Below are 15,059 nucleotides of genomic sequence, written 5' to 3' on the forward strand. Positions count from 1 at the left end.
CGCATGGACTACGGCTCAACCCGCGCCCGGGTCGAAACCTATTTCGACCAGACGGCCACCAAGACATGGGAGCGTCTGACGTCGGACGCGCCGGTGTCGCGCGTGCGCGAAACGGTGCGGGCGGGGCGGGACCGGATGCGGTCGCTGATGCTGAGCCGGTTGCCTGATGACCTGCGGGGCTGCCGGGTGCTGGATGCGGGCTGTGGTCCTGGCATGGCGACGATTGAGTTGGCGCGGCGGGGGGCCACGGTGGTGGCCGCCGACATTTCGCCACAACTGATCGACATTGCGCAACTGCGCCTGCCGCATGAATTGCAGGGTCAGGTGACGTTTCACGCGGGCGACATGCTGGACCCGACGCTGGGCCAGTTCGATGCGGTCATCGCGATGGACAGCCTGATTTATTACACCGCCGAGGATATTGGCGATGCTTTGACCAAGCTGGAACCGCGCGTGTCCGGCCCCATCGTGTTTACCGTGGCGCCGCGCACGCCTGCGCTGATGGTGATGTGGTACGCGGGCAAGGCGTTTCCCCGGTCGGACCGGTCGCCGGTGATGATTCCCCATGCGCACCCCAAGCTGGCGCGCGCGGCCAAGGCCGCCGGCGTCCGTCGCATGCTGCGCCCGGTGGAGCGGGTGTCGTCAGGTTTCTATATTTCCGAAGCGATGGAGCTGCGGCCATGAGTGGGCTCAAATCCCTCAGCCTGCAGGCGCTGCCGTTTGCGGATGCGGCCTCCGAAGGGTTGCCGATGGGCCAACTTTTGCGCCTGTCGCTGTTTCAGGTGTCGGTGGGCATGGCGTCGGTCATGCTGCTGGGCACGTTGAACAGGGTGATGATTGTCGAGCTGAGCGTGCCGGCGATGATCGTGGCGATCATGATCGCGTTGCCGGTTCTGATCGCGCCGTTCCGGGCGCTGTTGGGCTTCAAGTCGGACAACTACCGGTCAGCCATTGGCTGGAAGCGGGTGCCTTATATCTGGTTCGGGTCCCTGTGGCAGTTCGGCGGGCTGGCGGTCATGCCCTTTGCCCTGCTGGTGCTGGGCGGGGACGTGTATCACGAGATCCCCTTTGCCGGTGAGGTGCTGGCAGCACTTGCGTTCCTTATGACTGGCCTCGGTCTGCACATGACGCAGACGGCAGGGCTTGCGCTGGCGTCGGACCGGGCGAGTGACGAGACGCGGCCGAGGGTCGTCGCCCTGCTCTATGTGATGTTCCTTGTGGGGATGGGTGTATCGGCGCTGATCATCGGCGGGCTGCTCAGCAATTACAGTGACCTGCGGCTGATCCGCGTGGTGCAGGGCGCGGCGGTGGCAGGTGTGATCCTGAACCTCATCGCGCTGTGGAAACAGGAAGCGGTGCGTCCCATGACCAAGACGGAGCGTGCCGCGCCGCGTCCGATGTTTCGGGAGGCATGGAACGATTATGCCGCAGGGGGGCAGGCGGGGCGTCTGCTGGCTTGCGTGTTTGTCGGCACGATGGCGTTCAATATGCAGGACGTGCTGCTGGAGCCTTATGGCGGTGAGATCCTCGGGCTGTCGGTGTCCGCGACGACGCTGCTGACGGCGCTCTGGGCGGCGGGGGCGCTTCTGGGCTTTGCCTGGGCTGGACGGCGTCTGGCCAAGGGATCGAATTCCTACCGTCTGGCCGGTGGCGGTATTCTGGCGGGGGTCTGGGCATTCACGCTGGTGATTTTTGCCGCACCGATGCAGGCCAACGTGCTTTTTTACGCCGGTGCTGCGCTGATCGGGTTTGGCGGGGGCCTCTTTGCCGTGTCCACCCTGACCGCTGCGATGACCATGCCCGCCAAGGGAGCTGCGGGACGCGGCCTCGCCCTTGGCGCCTGGGGTGCTGCGCAGGCAACGGCCGCCGGTGTCGCAATTGCCTTGGGCGGAACGTTGCGCGACTGGATCGGAGCCATCGCAATGTCGGGCGCCTGGGGCGAGGGTCTTGTGACGCCCGCCGCCGGATACGCCTTTGTCTATCACGCCGAGATTGGCCTGCTTTTTGTCACTCTCATCATCCTGGGACCGCTCGTGCGCCATTCGGGTCCCCTCACCGAGACGGAGGAACCGCAGCCACTTGGCCTCGCGGATTTCCCCACATGATCATGTCCAGGAAAGGAACAACACAATGACTGGGACATTCTTTGGCGAATTCGACCTCGCCTCTTTGTCGATCTGGCTCTTCTGGGGCTTTTTCGCGCTGCTGATCTTCTACATCCAGCGTGAGAACATGCGCGAAGGCTACCCCCTCGAGAATGACGACGGGACCGAAGCCGCGAACCAGGGGCCGTTCCCGGTGCCGTCGGACAAGACGTTCGACCTGCCCCACGGGCGGGGCAGTGTGACCGTGCCGTCGGGACAGACGCCCGAACGTGCAGACATTCCGATGGAACAGACGGCCAAGGCCAACGGCTATCCGTTTGAGCCAACCGGTGATCCGATGATCGACGGTGTCGGGCCTGCGTCCTGGGCACCGCGTCGTGACGCACCCGAGCTGGACGGGCACGGCCATCCCAAGATCGTTCCAATGGCGGCCAACGAATCCTTTGTCCACGCCGCCGGGCGTGACCCGCGCGGTCTGCCCGTGATGTCGGGCGATGATGAGATCGTGGGCCGCGTCGTGGACATGTGGGTCGATGAGCCGGAACAGCTTGTCCGGTATCTCGAATACACGCTGGATCCCAAATGGGGCACGGGCAACCGCCTGGTGCCACTGACGCTGGCGCGGATCAAATCGGACCGGGTCGTGGTGCAGTCGATCTATGGCAAGCACTTTGCCACCGTGCCGACCATCGCAAGTGCGACGCAGGTGACCCTGCTCGAGGAAGACAAGATCTGTGGCTACTACGGGGGCGGGCTTCTTTATGCCGATGCGGCCCGTCAGGACCCGCAGCTTTGATCTGATCACGGGGGTGGGCAGGATTGCCCACCCTACACCTTCACCGGGGCGCTGCTTTGTCCCTTGTTGCAACCTCATCGGAAAGGACGTGCGCAATGCCTCATGATGATTTCGAGATCGAACCCATTGCGGGTTTGCCGGAGGCTCCTCCCGAGGGCGAGGAAATCCTTTGGCAGGGCCGCCCTGACGCGTGGGCGCTGGCCCGCGAGTCGCTGAACATCAACTGGGTCGCGGGGTATTTTGCGATCCTTGCGGCGTGGCGGTTTGTGTCCGTCGTGGACCTGATGCCGATGGGGCAAGCCATCGGTGCGGCGGTGCCCTTCGTGGTGCTGGGGGTGATCGTCTATGGCCTGCTCTGGGCCATTGCCTATGTGCAGGCGCGGTGCACGATGTATACGATCACGTCGGCCCGTGTGGTGATGCGGATCGGTGCAGCGCTTACCCTGACGCTGAACCTGCCTTATCGCGAATTGGGCAATGCGGCCCTTGATCTGCGCAGGTCCGGCACCGGTACTATCGCCTTTGACACGCTGGGTGCGACCAAGCTCAGCTACCTCGTGATCTGGCCGCACGCGCGGCCCTGGCGATTTGGCAAGACGCAGCCCGCGCTGCGCTGCATTCCGGATGCGGAACGCGTGGCCGGTATCCTCGCAGACGCGGCCGAGGCGCGGGTGAGCACGCCCAAGGTTGTGCGGATGGCATCACCGGATGCCGTGGCGGCGGAGTGAGAGCGATGTCGGACACACAGACCCAAGCCCGCATCCACGCCAGCGAGAACGAGCTGGTCCCCCGCGTTCTGGTCCGCGCCATGGTGGCGCTGGTCCTCGTGATCCTGTCGCTGGTCACCGTTGCGCGCCTGACGGATCGCCCGCTGGAAAGCACGCCGCCTGACACCGCGATCCTGGCCGAACGGGTGATCCACCTGTCGGGTGACGCCTCCGGAGCGGCCCGCGTGCTGGACGACACCGGCACCGTCATCGCCAGCTTTGCCCCCGACAAGGGCGGGTTCGTTGCCGGCATCGACCGCGTGTTGCAACGCGAGCGGACAAAGATCGGCGCGGACCTCTCTGCCCCGGTGCTGCTGCGCCTGCGCGAAGGCAATCGCCTGTCGCTTTACGACCCAACCACCGACTGGTCAGCCGAACTCATGGGGTTCGGCGCCGACAATCTCCGCACCTTCGCCAGGTTGCTGGAGCCACCCACCCCAAAGGAGGCCACCAATGGGACTACTGACTAAGGACGTCGAACGTGCGCCCTGCACGGTCGAAATCAGCCACAAGTTCGAAAGCCTGCATGCCCACGTGCGGTTCAACAACGGCGCCGTCATCTATCCCGGTGACGAAGTGCAGGTGCAGGGGCCGGAAATCATGGCCCCGTTCGGAGAGATCGTCACCGAAGACCGTGAGGCGGTGATCGTACGCGCCTCTGCGCTGGAACGTCTCTGGACCCGCCTGACGGGTGACTTCGAGGTTATGGAACTTTGCGAATTCTCGTTCTCCGAGGAGGTGACGCTATGAATGCTCCACTGAAACACACCGCCGACGCCACATCCGTCGAAGAGGGTCTCGCCATTGCGCAAGCGCAGGACGCGGAATTCACATCCGAGATGGCGACCGAGACGGCGATGCAGAACACGCTGCTGACCCCGCGGTTCTACACCACCGATTTCGACGAACTGGACGCCATTGACGTGTCGGGTGTGCGGGACGAGTGGGACATGCTCATCGACCAGATGGAAAGCGACCCGAACAAAGGGCATTTCAAGAAAAACGAAGACTGGGACACCGTCGATTGGGACGGGATGGAGCCGCAGCTGAAGAAGGAATTCATCGATTTCCTGATCTCCTCCTGCACCGCCGAGTTCTCGGGCTGCGTGCTTTACAAGGAGATGAAGCGCCGCGGCAACAACAAGGACATCACGCAGCTGTTCCAGCTGATGGCGCGGGACGAGGCGCGGCACGCGGGCTTTATCAACGATGCCCTGCGTGAGGCCGGGCTGCGTGTGAACCTCGGGTTCCTGACGCAGAAGAAGAAATACACCTACTTCCGGCCCAAGTTCATCTACTACGCCACGTATCTGTCGGAAAAGATTGGCTACGCCCGCTACATCACGATCTTCCGGCACCTGCAGGCGAACCCGGAACACCGGTTCCACCCGATCTTCAAATGGTTCGAGGAGTGGTGCAATGACGAGTTTTCGCACGGCGAGGCCTTTGCCCTGCTGATGAAGACGGACCCCAAGCTGACCAGCGGCATCAATGTCTACTGGATCAAGTTCTTCCTGACGGCGGTCTATGCCACGATGTATGTCCGTGATCACCAGCGCCCGGCCTTTCACAAGGCCCTTGGCGTTGATCCCGACTGGTACGCCCACGAGGTTTTCACCAAGACCTCCAAGCTCAGTGAGCAGATTTTCCCGATCACGCTGGATATCGAGCATCCGCGCTGGCAATCCGGTCTGGAGCGGCTGCAAAAGGCGAATGTCGATCTGGCCAACGCCAGCGGGCTGGCCAAGATCGGGGCGCAGGTGCGCTGCGGTCTGGCGTTCATCTCGCTGCTGACGATCCCCGCCAAACGGCATCAGGTCCCGGCTTCCACCCGTATGGAGCCAGCCTATTGAGCCTCAGCACCTCGCATAAGCATTGGTCCAGGGGGTCTGCATGACACCCTGGGTCGCAGCCATGATCGCGCTTTTCATCTGGTGGTTTTCCACCGGCACGATCCTGATGGCTGTGAAATATGCGGATCGCGAGGGGCCCACAGCCCGGTTGCGCGCCACCTTGGCTGGCGTGCCGCTGATCCTGTTGGGTGGCTATGGCGCCTATTGGTCGGCGTCACAGACGGACGTCATGGGTGTCTATGTCGCCTTTTTGTCGGCGCTGGCGATCTGGGGCTGGATCGAACTGGCCTTTCTCACCGGTATCATCACCGGGCCCAACACGCGCGTGTTGCCGCCCCACACCCCCGAATGGGAACGGTTCATCCGCGCGTGGGGCACGCTGGCCTATCACGAGATGCTGCTGATTGCGGCCCTGATCGTCCTTGGTCTGGGCCTGTGGGACGCGCCCAATGCGTTCGGCTTCTGGACCTTTGCGGTGCTGTTCTTTGCCCGTGTTTCGGCCAAGCTGAACCTCTTTTTCGGGGTGCCGCGGACGCATGTGGAATTCCTGCCCGAGGCGCTGTCGCACCTGTCGAGCCATTTCCGCATTCGCGGGATGAACTGGCTCTTCCCGGTGTCCATTACTGCGCTGACCTTTGCCGCCGCATGCTGGCTCGAACGGCTCTATGCCGCCGAAACGATGGGCGATGTGACCGGCTTTGCGCTGCTCACGGCGCTCACCGCGCTCGCGACACTTGAACACTGGGTGATGGTTTTGCCGATCCCTGACGAACGGCTTTGGCGGTGGATGCTGCCTGCGCCCAAACAACACAAACACCAAAAGACCCAAGGGGGACATCATGGACTTTGATGCACTGTTCCAAACGCAGCTGGACGCGCTGAAAGACGAAGGCAATTACCGCATCTTTGCGGAACTGGAGCGCCAGTATGGCGCGTTTCCGCGCGCGATCTGCCATGATGACGATGCCCCGGATGAAGTGACGGTGTGGTGCTCCAACGACTATCTCGGGATGGGTCAGCACCCGTCGGTCGTCAAATCCATGAAGGACACGATCGATGCTTGTGGCGCAGGTGCGGGCGGGACGCGCAACATCTCGGGCACGAACCATGCGCACAAGCTGCTCGAAAAGGAGCTGGCCGACCTGCATTCGAAGGAAAGCGCGCTGCTCTTTACCTCCGGATATGTCTCTAACTGGGCCGCTCTGAGCACATTGGGCAGCCGTTTGCCGGATGCGGTGATCCTTAGCGATGAGCTGAACCACGCCTCCATGATCGAAGGCATCCGCCATGCGCGCTGCAACAAGGTCATCTGGAAACACAACGATCCCGAAGATCTCGATCGCAAACTGGCAGCGCTGCCTGCGAACGCGCCCAAGATCGTCGCCTTTGAGTCGGTCTATTCCATGGACGGCGACATCTGTCCGATGCAGGAAATCGTCGAAGTGGCCGAAAAGCACGGCGCGATGACGTATCTTGATGAGGTGCACGCCGTTGGCCTCTATGGCCCACGCGGCGGGGGTATTTCGGAACAGGAAGGGCTGGCCGAACGCATCACGCTGATCGAGGGCACGCTGGGCAAGGCCTATGGCGTTGTCGGCGGCTATGTGACCGGGTCCGAGGCGCTGTGCGATTTCATCCGCAGCTTTGCCAGCGGGTTCATCTTTACCACCGCCTTGCCGCCCGCCGTGGCCGCAGCCGCCCGCACATCCATCCGCCACCTCAAACAGTCGGATCAGGAACGCCTCCTGCAACGCGAACGTGTCGCGTACCTGCGCAAACGGCTGGATCAGGAGGGCATTCCGCACATGGAAAACCCCAGCCACATCATCCCCGTGATGATTAAGGACCCGGTCAAATGCCGTATGCTCAGTGACTATCTGATGCAGCGCTATGGCATCTATGTGCAGCCCATCAACTATCCCACCGTGCCCAAGGGAACGGAGCGTTTGCGCTTTACCCCGTCGCCGCTGCACAGTGTCGAGGATATCGAACATCTCGTGCTGGCGTTGAAGGATTTGTGGAAGCAATGTGCCATCGCGCACGCCGTTGCCTGAGATCAAGCCAAAGTTACTGTTGACTTGATCGTGAACTCGCTACGTTTTGTTGCGAAGAACACTTGGAAGGAGAAACCCATGTTCCGATCCCTCGCGATTGTGGCCGCCACCGCTCTGGCAGCCCCCGCATTCGCCGACGGCCACGCCGTTGATCTGACCGCCACTGGCGATGTCGAAGCCGGTGAAAAGGCATTCCGCCAATGCGTGTCCTGCCACGTTGTCGTCAATGACGAAGGCGAGACGCTCGCCGGTCGCAAATCCAAGACGGGTCCAAACCTGTACGCGGTCGCTGGCCGGACGGCTGGCACGGTCGAAGACTTCCGCTATTCCGACATCATCGTGCTCGCCGGTGAACAGGGCGTGATCTATGACGAGGCGAGCTTTGTCGCTTATGTGCAGGATCCCACCGGTTGGCTGCGCGAAGTGACCGGCGACGATGGTCGTGGCAAGATGACCTACAAGGTCCGCAAGGAAGAGGACGCCGTGAACCTCTATGCCTATCTCGCATCTCTGGCACCCCTGCCGGAGCCAGCCGCAGAGGGCACCGACGGCTGAACCTGCCGCGTTTGACGTTTCTGAAACGCCGTCTCGCATCCGAGGCGGCGTTTTTTTGTGCTAGCGGTGCAGGATGGCCTTGATCATCCGGGCTAGCTGTTCCGGCGCCTCTTCGTGCATCAGATGTCCCAGGCCTTCGACGGGATGAAAGGTGGCATGGGGCATCCGGTTTGCCATCTTTTCAGACACACTGGGCGGGACGGTTGCGTCCTTCGACCCCGCGATCAGGTCAACGGGACCGTCAAAGTCAGGCAGGGCGCGCAGCAGCGGCCGCAAGTCCCACTGCGCCATCATCCGCAATGTACCGTCGACATGCGCCTTGTCCGCAACCAGCTGACGATAGAGGTCATACCCTTCGGCGTTCAATTCCGACCCGGTTGACGCGATGAGCGCTCTGATCCGGCTCGGATTGGCGGAGGTTGTCGAAAAAAGTGTCGTGGCGAATGGCATCGCTGCCAACGCCTTTGCCATCAGCGGAAAGACAAGCCCGGCCAGGCCCGGAAACTCTCCCAATGCGGCATTGAGACCGATCACATGGGGCGGCTGGTGGGCCGTCAGGGCCATCCGCAAGGCCACAGCCGCGCCCGCAGAATGGCCGATGATCACCTCCGGCTGCCAGCCTTCCTGCGCGCACAGGCGCGTCACGTCTTCGGCCATGGGATCAAGCCCGCTTCGCGCCCGACCACCCAGTTGGGTAAACCCGTGCCCTGGCAGGTCAAGTGCGACCACGGTGTAAGTGTCGCTCAGCAATGGGATGACATCGCGGTAGCTGTGTGTGGAACCGCCCGCACCATGCAGCAGCAGGAGCAGGGGGCCATTGCCCGTAACCTGCGCATGCCAACGATGTACAGGCCCGTTGATCTGTCGTGACGCGGCACGCAGGGGCCAGCCGTCGATACGCGCCCAGTCCATGGGCTCAGCCCGCCAGAGCGGCGTTGACAGCGTCGGTCATCCGGTGCGCGTCCGCGCGCGGCAGCGCGATGTATCCTCCGTCAAGCGTACGGCCTAGATCCTGCAACGCAGGCTGCGGACGGTTTGACATGTCGATGACCAGCGATTCCGTGCCCTGGGCACGGATGGCGCGCGCCACGGTCTGCGCATCCTCGGCGGCGGTGGCACGGTGGGCGGTGCCATCAAGCGCGATGTTCGCGCGGCCATCCGTCAGCACGATGATGGTGGGTGTCATGCCCTGACCTGCGGACTGCGCGGCCAGTGTCATGGCCGTCTGCAAACCGGCGGCCAGCGGTGTACCGCCGCCACCCGGCAACGCCGACAGGCGGCGTTTGGTCTGGACCAATGATCGCGTCGGAGGCAGCAGCGTTTCCGCCTGCGTCCCGCGGAAAGAGATCAGCGCCACGTGGTCGCGGCTGGCATAGGCCTCGGCAAGGAGCAGTTCGATGGCCCCCTTTGCCTCGCCCAACCGTGCCATCGCCGCGGATCCAGAGGCATCCACGGAAAAGATCAGGAGGCGGTCGGAATGCTGGGCATAGCGTTTGGTCCGGATGTCCGACGACCGGATGAGCAGGCCCGCACGATCCGGCTGCTGTGCCCGGCGCATCGGTTGCCAGGGGGCTGCGGCCCGCAGGGTTGCGATGAGGTCGATGCGCGCATCTCCCCCCAGCTGTCCGGGGCGGGAGGGCAGGGGGCGCCCGCGCCGGTTGGACTTGCGCAGCTTGCCCGCGCCGGCGCCCTTGGCCGTGGTCGTTTTCCGGTTCTGGCCAAGCGTCTCCAGCATGCCCGGCGGCAGCAGGGCCGCGACCGCTTCGATGAGCATGTCGCTGTCGAGCACGGGGCCAGGGTCCTGCGATGTGCCTTCGTCCTGATCCGCGTGTTGTTCCTGCTCCGGCTCCGTCTGCTCCGGCGGTGCGTCTGCTTCGGGGAGTTGTGTGGCACGGTGAGGGAACACCAATGCCGCCGCCAGTTCGAGATCGCGGGTGCATACGCCAGCGCGGCCTTCGATACGCGCATGTGTCTGAGCCGCCGTCCACGCCAGCAGCGGCGCGCGCAGGGATGCGATGCCAAAGCGGGCGGACAGCAGTGTCAGCTGCGCTATGCCGTCTTCTGCCGCAACAGGCGCGCCCGTCTCTACCGGAGGCAATGCAGGCCAGTCACCCGGCATACGGCCCTCGGGCGCGATGTGGAACGCCAGCCGGTCCGACAGACTGTTCGGTGTGGTCTCATCCGCCTCGATCCCTTCATCCAGAGCCAAGATGCCCTGTGTTAGACCCTGATCTGACAACTGACACAGCTTTGCCGCCAAAGACGGGGTGCAGCGTTCGGCCATGGGGATCAGCGCGACAGAAGGATGAGCAAAGAACCCCGAACTGCGTACCACCGTGCCGGCTGATAAGGTGGCGGCAAGGTCCACACCGCCCATCAACTGTTCGTCGGAAATGGAAATCGGCAGCTTGCGCAGGGGCAGTGCGGGCTTGAACGCTGCAATGACCCGGTCCCGGTCAGGCCCCGCGCGCATGCGCACCACGGCGCCGCCCAATCCCTGCGGGTCCTCGGCGAGGATACGCAGGGCCGCAGCGGCAAGGTGCCAGGAGGCGTCGGACATCGCGGCTCAGGCCAGCACGGTTTCGACCGTGCGGGTCACCCGTGTGCCACTGCCTGCCTCATCGAGCGGATCGCGGCGCAAACGGTGGCTGAGCGCCAGCGGCGCGATACGGCGCAGATGTTTGCGGGTCACCGATTTGGCACCGTCATAGGCAGCCAGCGCACGTGCCGCGCGCAGCAGCGTCAGCTCACCCCGCAAACCGTCCGATCCGAGGGCCAGACACAGTTCCGCGCAATCGCCAAGGATCGCATTGCCCGCCATCACCGAATCCAACCGGCTCCGCGCCGCCAGAATGGCGGACCGAATGGCAGCGTCATCCTTGGCATAACGCTTTACAAAGGTGTCGGGCTTGCGCTCATAAGCATCGCGGCGACGGATCACTTCGATCCGTTCCGCCACATCTTGTGGCGACCGGACCTCGACCGACAGGCCGAACCGGTCCAGAAGTTGAGGCCGCAATTCGCCCTCTTCGGGATTGCCGGAGCCGACCAGAACGAACCGTGCCGCGTGGCGGATGCTGAGACCCTCCCGCTCGACCACGTTTTCACCCGACTGCGCCACATCCAGCAACAGATCGACAATGTGATCCTCCAGCAGATTGACCTCATCAATATAGAGATACCCGCGGTTGGCCCGTGCCAGCAAACCCGGTTCAAACGCCTTTTCCCCGCGGGTCAGGGCCCGTTCAATATCAAGCGCGCCAACCACGCGGTCCTCGGTAACACCCAAGGGCAGATCAATGACCGGTGTCGGACGTTCCTCCATGGAAAACGTCTGTAACTGTGACCAATCCGGGCAATCCTCAGGTTGGGCCGCATTGATCGGGCACCCTTTGACCACGTCGATGGGCGGCAACAGAGCGGCCAGTGCGCGAACGGCGGTCGACTTTCCTGTGCCTCTGTCGCCAAAGACCAAAACCCCGCCGATGCCCGGATCGACGGCGGTCAGGATCATGGCGGTTTTCATGTCGTCCTGACCGACGATGGCGGAAAATGGAAAAGGCTGCTTCATGGTGCTGGCTCCAGCCGGTTCAGGGGACGCACACCGCCCCAGGTGCCGCTGTCGTCCAGAATGGAGAAGCGGGCATAAAGTTCTTCGCGAAACCATGCGCCGTCGCGCACGGCCTTGATCGCTTCGGCATGGGGACCGCCCTTGCGCGCAAAGGCGGCCATTTCCTGTGCACCCGGCCAAATTGAGAATGTGACCTGATGCAGCATCGGCACTTCGCCGATGCCGATTTTGAACATGACATTCGGATCTGACCCGATCATGCGCGAGATGTCAGGCACACGGCCCCAGAATCGGGTGAGGATGCGCGGTTTGATCGTGGCGCGCGTCAGGGCGGCGATCGGGCCGGAAACAGGCTCTGACACAGGCAAAAAAGGTTGCTGACCGCTCCATGCACCGCGTGCGGATGCCGGGGACAGAAACAGGGTCCAGTGTTCCATGGCACGTGCGCGATACCGCTCAAATATGCGCGTATCACGCAGTCGGGTCCGCGCGGTGTCCGCGTCCGGCCATGTGCACAGAATCGCGTAAACGCCCGTATTCGGCACAGGTGTGAACCCTTCGCCGGTTCCGGATCCGCAGAGTTTCCAGAACCCGAGATCGGGCACACGCGCCATCGCCATGCGAGCCGCGCCCATCATGGCAAAAGCCCACGCCCGGTCGCGCAGCCGCCCAAAGCGGTAAAAGGTGATCGTGGTTGTCTGGCTCATCTGTTCGCACTGGCAGAATGCCGGAAAAGGCACCGGGATCAGGTTACCGTGAGAAAAGAAATTGTCAACTAAACTAGACACTCGTACTGTAGTCATCAAATGACAAAGCTTGATCCCATAGATTCGGACACACGCGCGGGCAACCGGGCGATTGTGATTGGTGCAGGTCTTGGCGGACTGGCTGCGGCCATGCGGCTGGGGGCCAAGGGGTACAAGGTCACCGTGATCGACAAACTGGACGTGCCCGGTGGGCGCGGCTCTGCGATCTGGCAGGATGGCCACCGGTTCGACCTCGGGCCGACCATCGTGACGGTGCCGCAGCTCTACCGCGATCTGTGGGCCGCGTGCGGGCGTGATTTCGACGCGGACGTGACGCTCAAATCCCTCGACCCGTTTTACGAAATCCGCTGGCCGGACGGGACAAAGTTCACCGCGCAGCATGACACCGATGCGATGCGCGCCGAAGTGGCCAAGATCGAGCCGGGGGATGTGGACGGGTTTGACCGGTTCCTCGAAGACAGTGCCAAACGCTACTGGTTCGGTTTCGAAGACCTCGGCCGTCGGTCGATGCACAAGTTCATGGACCTCGCCAAGGTTCTGCACATCTTTGGCATGCTGCGCGCGGACCGGTCGGTCTATGCCCATGCCGCGCGGCGGTTTCGCAATGAAAAGCTGCGGATGGCGTTTTCCTTCCACCCGCTCTTTATCGGCGGTGATCCCTGCCACGTGACGTCGATGTATATCCTGGTCAGCTTTCTCGAAAAGGAATTTGGCGTACATTATGCGATGGGCGGACTGGCCCATATGGCGCGCAAGATGGGCGAGGTCATTGAGGCACAGGGCGGCACGCTCCTGATGGACACCGAGGTCGATGAAATCGTTGTGCGCAATGGCCGGGCACAGGGTGTGCGCTTGCAGTCAGGGCTGGAGCTTGGCGCGGATGTCGTGGTGTCGAACGCGGATGCGGGCCACACATACAACCGTCTGATGCGTCATGCACCCAAGCGGCGATGGACGCCGGGACGGCTCAAGCGCACGCGCTATTCCATGAGCCTGTTTGTCTGGTATTTCGGTACGAGGGGCACGGCGGGTTCCTGGTCGGATGTCGGTCACCACACGATCCTGAACGGACCCCGTTACAAGGGTTTGCTCAAAGACATCTTTATCCGCGGGCGCCTGTCCGACGACATGAGCCTTTATGTGCATCGCCCCTCCGCGACGGACCCAAGTGTCGCCCCGGAGGGCGATGACACGTTTTACGTCCTCAGCCCCGTGCCGCATCTGGGCCATGGCGGCGTCGACTGGCAGATCGAGGCGGAGGCCTACAAGGCCAAGATGCTCAAGGTCCTCGAGGCGCAGCTTTTGTCTGGTTTAGGGTCGAAGATCAGTACCGAACAGGTGTTCACCCCAGAGACATTCCGCGACCGCTATCTCAGCCCGCACGGCGCCGGTTTCTCGATAGAGCCCCGCATCCTGCAATCGGCATGGTTCCGTCCACACAACATCTCCGAAGAGGCCAAGGGCCTCTATCTGGTTGGTGCAGGCACGCATCCGGGCGCAGGTGTCCCGGGCGTGATTTCGACGGCCGAGGTGCTGGGCACGCTGGTGCCGGAGGCGGTCAAATGATGGACCCGCGCGATCTGGAGGCCTGCACAGAGGCAATCCGCCACGGCTCTCTGTCGTTTCATGCCGCGTCAAAGCTCTTGCCGAAACACGTGCGTGATCCTGCGCTCGCACTCTATGCGTTTTGCCGTCTCGCCGATGACGAAGTGGACCTGAAGGCGGAAAAGGTGGATGCCGTCCTGCGCCTGCGCGACCGGCTCGACCTCGTCTATGCCGGCACGCCACTGAACGCCGCACCCGATCGCGCCTTTGCCGCTGTGGTGGCGCAGTTCGACATGCCGCGTGCCTTGCCGGACGCTCTGCTCGAAGGGCTGGCATGGGATGCCGAAGGGCGCACCTATGCCACCATGAGCGACGTGCGCGACTATTCCGCCCGCGTGGCCTCCGCGGTGGGTGCGATGATGTGTGTGCTGATGGGCGTGCGTGACGCCGACGCCCTCGCGCGTGCCTGCGATCTGGGTGTGGCGATGCAGCTGACCAATATCGCCCGTGACGTGGGTGAGGACGCGCTGGAACGCCGCCTGTACCTCCCGACGGATTGGCTGGCAGAGGCAGGCATTTCCGTAGAGGCGTTCTATGCCGATCCACGCCCGTCCAAGGCCGTGCGCGGTATGGTGCGCCGCCTCGTGATGGAGGCAAGACGCCACTACTATCGGTCCGAGGCCGGGATTGCCGCGTTGCCCCTGTCCTGCCGACCGGGCATCTATGCCGCGCGGTTCATCTATGCCGGGATCGCCGGACGTCTGACCGGCATGGATTATGACAGCATCTCGTCACGCGCCCGCACGACCAAAGCGCAAAAGCTCGGCTGGCTGTCCCAATCCCTTGCGCTGAGCGCAACCAGCGTCGTCATGCCTCAATCCGCCGTACTCTACGCCAAACCGCTGCCGGAGGTGCAGTTCCTCGTTGATGCCGCTGCCAAGGGCACCCGTGTCAGCCGCAGCGACAGTCTGTTCGATGCCCTCGCCGCGCTGGAAAACAAACGGCAGGCTGATCGGGCCGCCTTGCTGAACACAAGGACGGGGTAG

Annotated in this window: 16 protein-coding genes; 12 read left to right on the forward strand and 4 right to left on the reverse strand. The window is 63.1% G+C overall.

Annotation, left to right across the window (positions count from 1 at the left end):
• The first annotated feature begins 3 nt into the window (after nt 1-3).
• From bchM to ACERHN_RS10760, 10 genes are all read left to right on the forward strand, one after another.
• On the forward strand, nt 4-684 hold the full coding sequence (bchM, locus tag ACERHN_RS10715; protein WP_415922627.1) for a magnesium protoporphyrin IX methyltransferase: 681 nt from the start codon (nt 4-6) through the stop codon (nt 682-684).
• Nucleotides 681-2,105 carry a PucC family protein gene (locus ACERHN_RS10720; protein ID WP_415922628.1) on the forward strand — a complete coding sequence of 475 codons (1,425 nt, stop codon included), beginning with the start codon at nt 681-683 and terminating at the stop codon, nt 2,103-2,105. Before bchM ends, ACERHN_RS10720 begins: the two co-directional genes overlap by 4 nt.
• Nucleotides 2,106-2,130: 25 nt before the next feature.
• Nucleotides 2,131-2,901: a photosynthetic reaction center subunit H gene (puhA, locus tag ACERHN_RS10725; protein ID WP_415922629.1), complete on the forward strand. Its 771-nt coding sequence runs from the start codon at nt 2,131-2,133 to the stop codon at nt 2,899-2,901.
• A gap of 95 nt (nt 2,902-2,996) precedes the next feature.
• Nucleotides 2,997-3,629 (forward strand): photosynthetic complex putative assembly protein PuhB, encoded by a 633-nt coding sequence (gene puhB, locus ACERHN_RS10730; RefSeq protein ID WP_415922630.1) that lies wholly within the window; start codon nt 2,997-2,999, stop codon nt 3,627-3,629.
• A gap of 5 nt (nt 3,630-3,634) precedes the next feature.
• A complete protein-coding gene (gene puhC / locus ACERHN_RS10735; protein WP_415922631.1) occupies nt 3,635-4,138 on the forward strand; it encodes a photosynthetic complex assembly protein PuhC in 504 nt (167 codons plus the stop codon).
• Nucleotides 4,122-4,418 (forward strand): hypothetical protein, encoded by a 297-nt coding sequence (locus ACERHN_RS10740; RefSeq protein WP_076630639.1) that lies wholly within the window; start codon nt 4,122-4,124, stop codon nt 4,416-4,418. Before puhC ends, ACERHN_RS10740 begins: the two co-directional genes overlap by 17 nt.
• The gene (acsF, locus tag ACERHN_RS10745; protein ID WP_415922632.1) at nt 4,415-5,521 is read left to right on the forward strand and encodes a magnesium-protoporphyrin IX monomethyl ester (oxidative) cyclase; all 1,107 of its coding nucleotides are present in this window, start codon (nt 4,415-4,417) and stop codon (nt 5,519-5,521) included. The genes ACERHN_RS10740 and acsF overlap by 4 nt, the downstream gene beginning before the upstream one ends.
• 40 nt (nt 5,522-5,561) lie before the next feature.
• On the forward strand, nt 5,562-6,371 hold the full coding sequence (gene puhE / locus ACERHN_RS10750) for a putative photosynthetic complex assembly protein PuhE (protein WP_415922633.1): 810 nt from the start codon (nt 5,562-5,564) through the stop codon (nt 6,369-6,371).
• On the forward strand, nt 6,361-7,575 hold the full coding sequence (gene hemA, locus ACERHN_RS10755) for a 5-aminolevulinate synthase (protein ID WP_415922634.1): 1,215 nt from the start codon (nt 6,361-6,363) through the stop codon (nt 7,573-7,575). The genes puhE and hemA overlap by 11 nt, the downstream gene beginning before the upstream one ends.
• A gap of 78 nt (nt 7,576-7,653) precedes the next feature.
• Nucleotides 7,654-8,130, forward strand: coding sequence for a c-type cytochrome (locus ACERHN_RS10760; protein WP_415922635.1), 477 nt, complete (start codon nt 7,654-7,656; stop codon nt 8,128-8,130).
• A 60-nt stretch (nt 8,131-8,190) separates the two neighbouring features.
• Here ACERHN_RS10760 and bchO read toward each other — a convergent pair whose 3' ends face one another.
• Genes bchO through crtA form a run of 4 tightly spaced genes read right to left on the reverse strand, consistent with a single transcriptional unit; the run spans nt 8,191 to nt 12,408 of the window.
• Complete coding sequence (bchO, locus tag ACERHN_RS10765; RefSeq protein WP_415922636.1) at nt 8,191-9,042, reverse strand: alpha/beta fold hydrolase BchO; 852 nt, start codon at nt 9,040-9,042, stop codon at nt 8,191-8,193.
• 4 nt (nt 9,043-9,046) lie between these two features.
• Entirely contained in the window at nt 9,047-10,690 is a 1,644-nt protein-coding gene (locus ACERHN_RS10770; protein WP_415922637.1) for a magnesium chelatase subunit D, read from the reverse strand.
• A gap of 6 nt (nt 10,691-10,696) precedes the next feature.
• Nucleotides 10,697-11,701, reverse strand: a complete 1,005-nt coding sequence (gene bchI, locus ACERHN_RS10775) for a magnesium chelatase ATPase subunit I (protein ID WP_415922638.1) — start codon at nt 11,699-11,701, stop codon at nt 10,697-10,699.
• Entirely contained in the window at nt 11,698-12,408 is a 711-nt protein-coding gene (crtA, locus tag ACERHN_RS10780) for a spheroidene monooxygenase (RefSeq protein ID WP_415922639.1), read from the reverse strand. Before crtA ends, bchI begins: the two co-directional genes overlap by 4 nt.
• Before the next feature lie 99 nt (nt 12,409-12,507).
• On the opposite strand from crtA, the gene ACERHN_RS10785 reads away from it, so the two are divergent.
• The gene (locus tag ACERHN_RS10785; RefSeq protein WP_415922640.1) at nt 12,508-14,034 is read left to right on the forward strand and encodes a phytoene desaturase; all 1,527 of its coding nucleotides are present in this window, start codon (nt 12,508-12,510) and stop codon (nt 14,032-14,034) included.
• Complete coding sequence (gene crtB / locus ACERHN_RS10790) at nt 14,031-15,059, forward strand: 15-cis-phytoene synthase (protein ID WP_415922641.1); 1,029 nt, start codon at nt 14,031-14,033, stop codon at nt 15,057-15,059. Before ACERHN_RS10785 ends, crtB begins: the two co-directional genes overlap by 4 nt.

Source organism: Tateyamaria rhodophyticola, assembly GCF_047777875.1.
In the GTDB taxonomy this organism is placed as follows: Bacteria; Pseudomonadota; Alphaproteobacteria; order Rhodobacterales; family Rhodobacteraceae; genus Tateyamaria.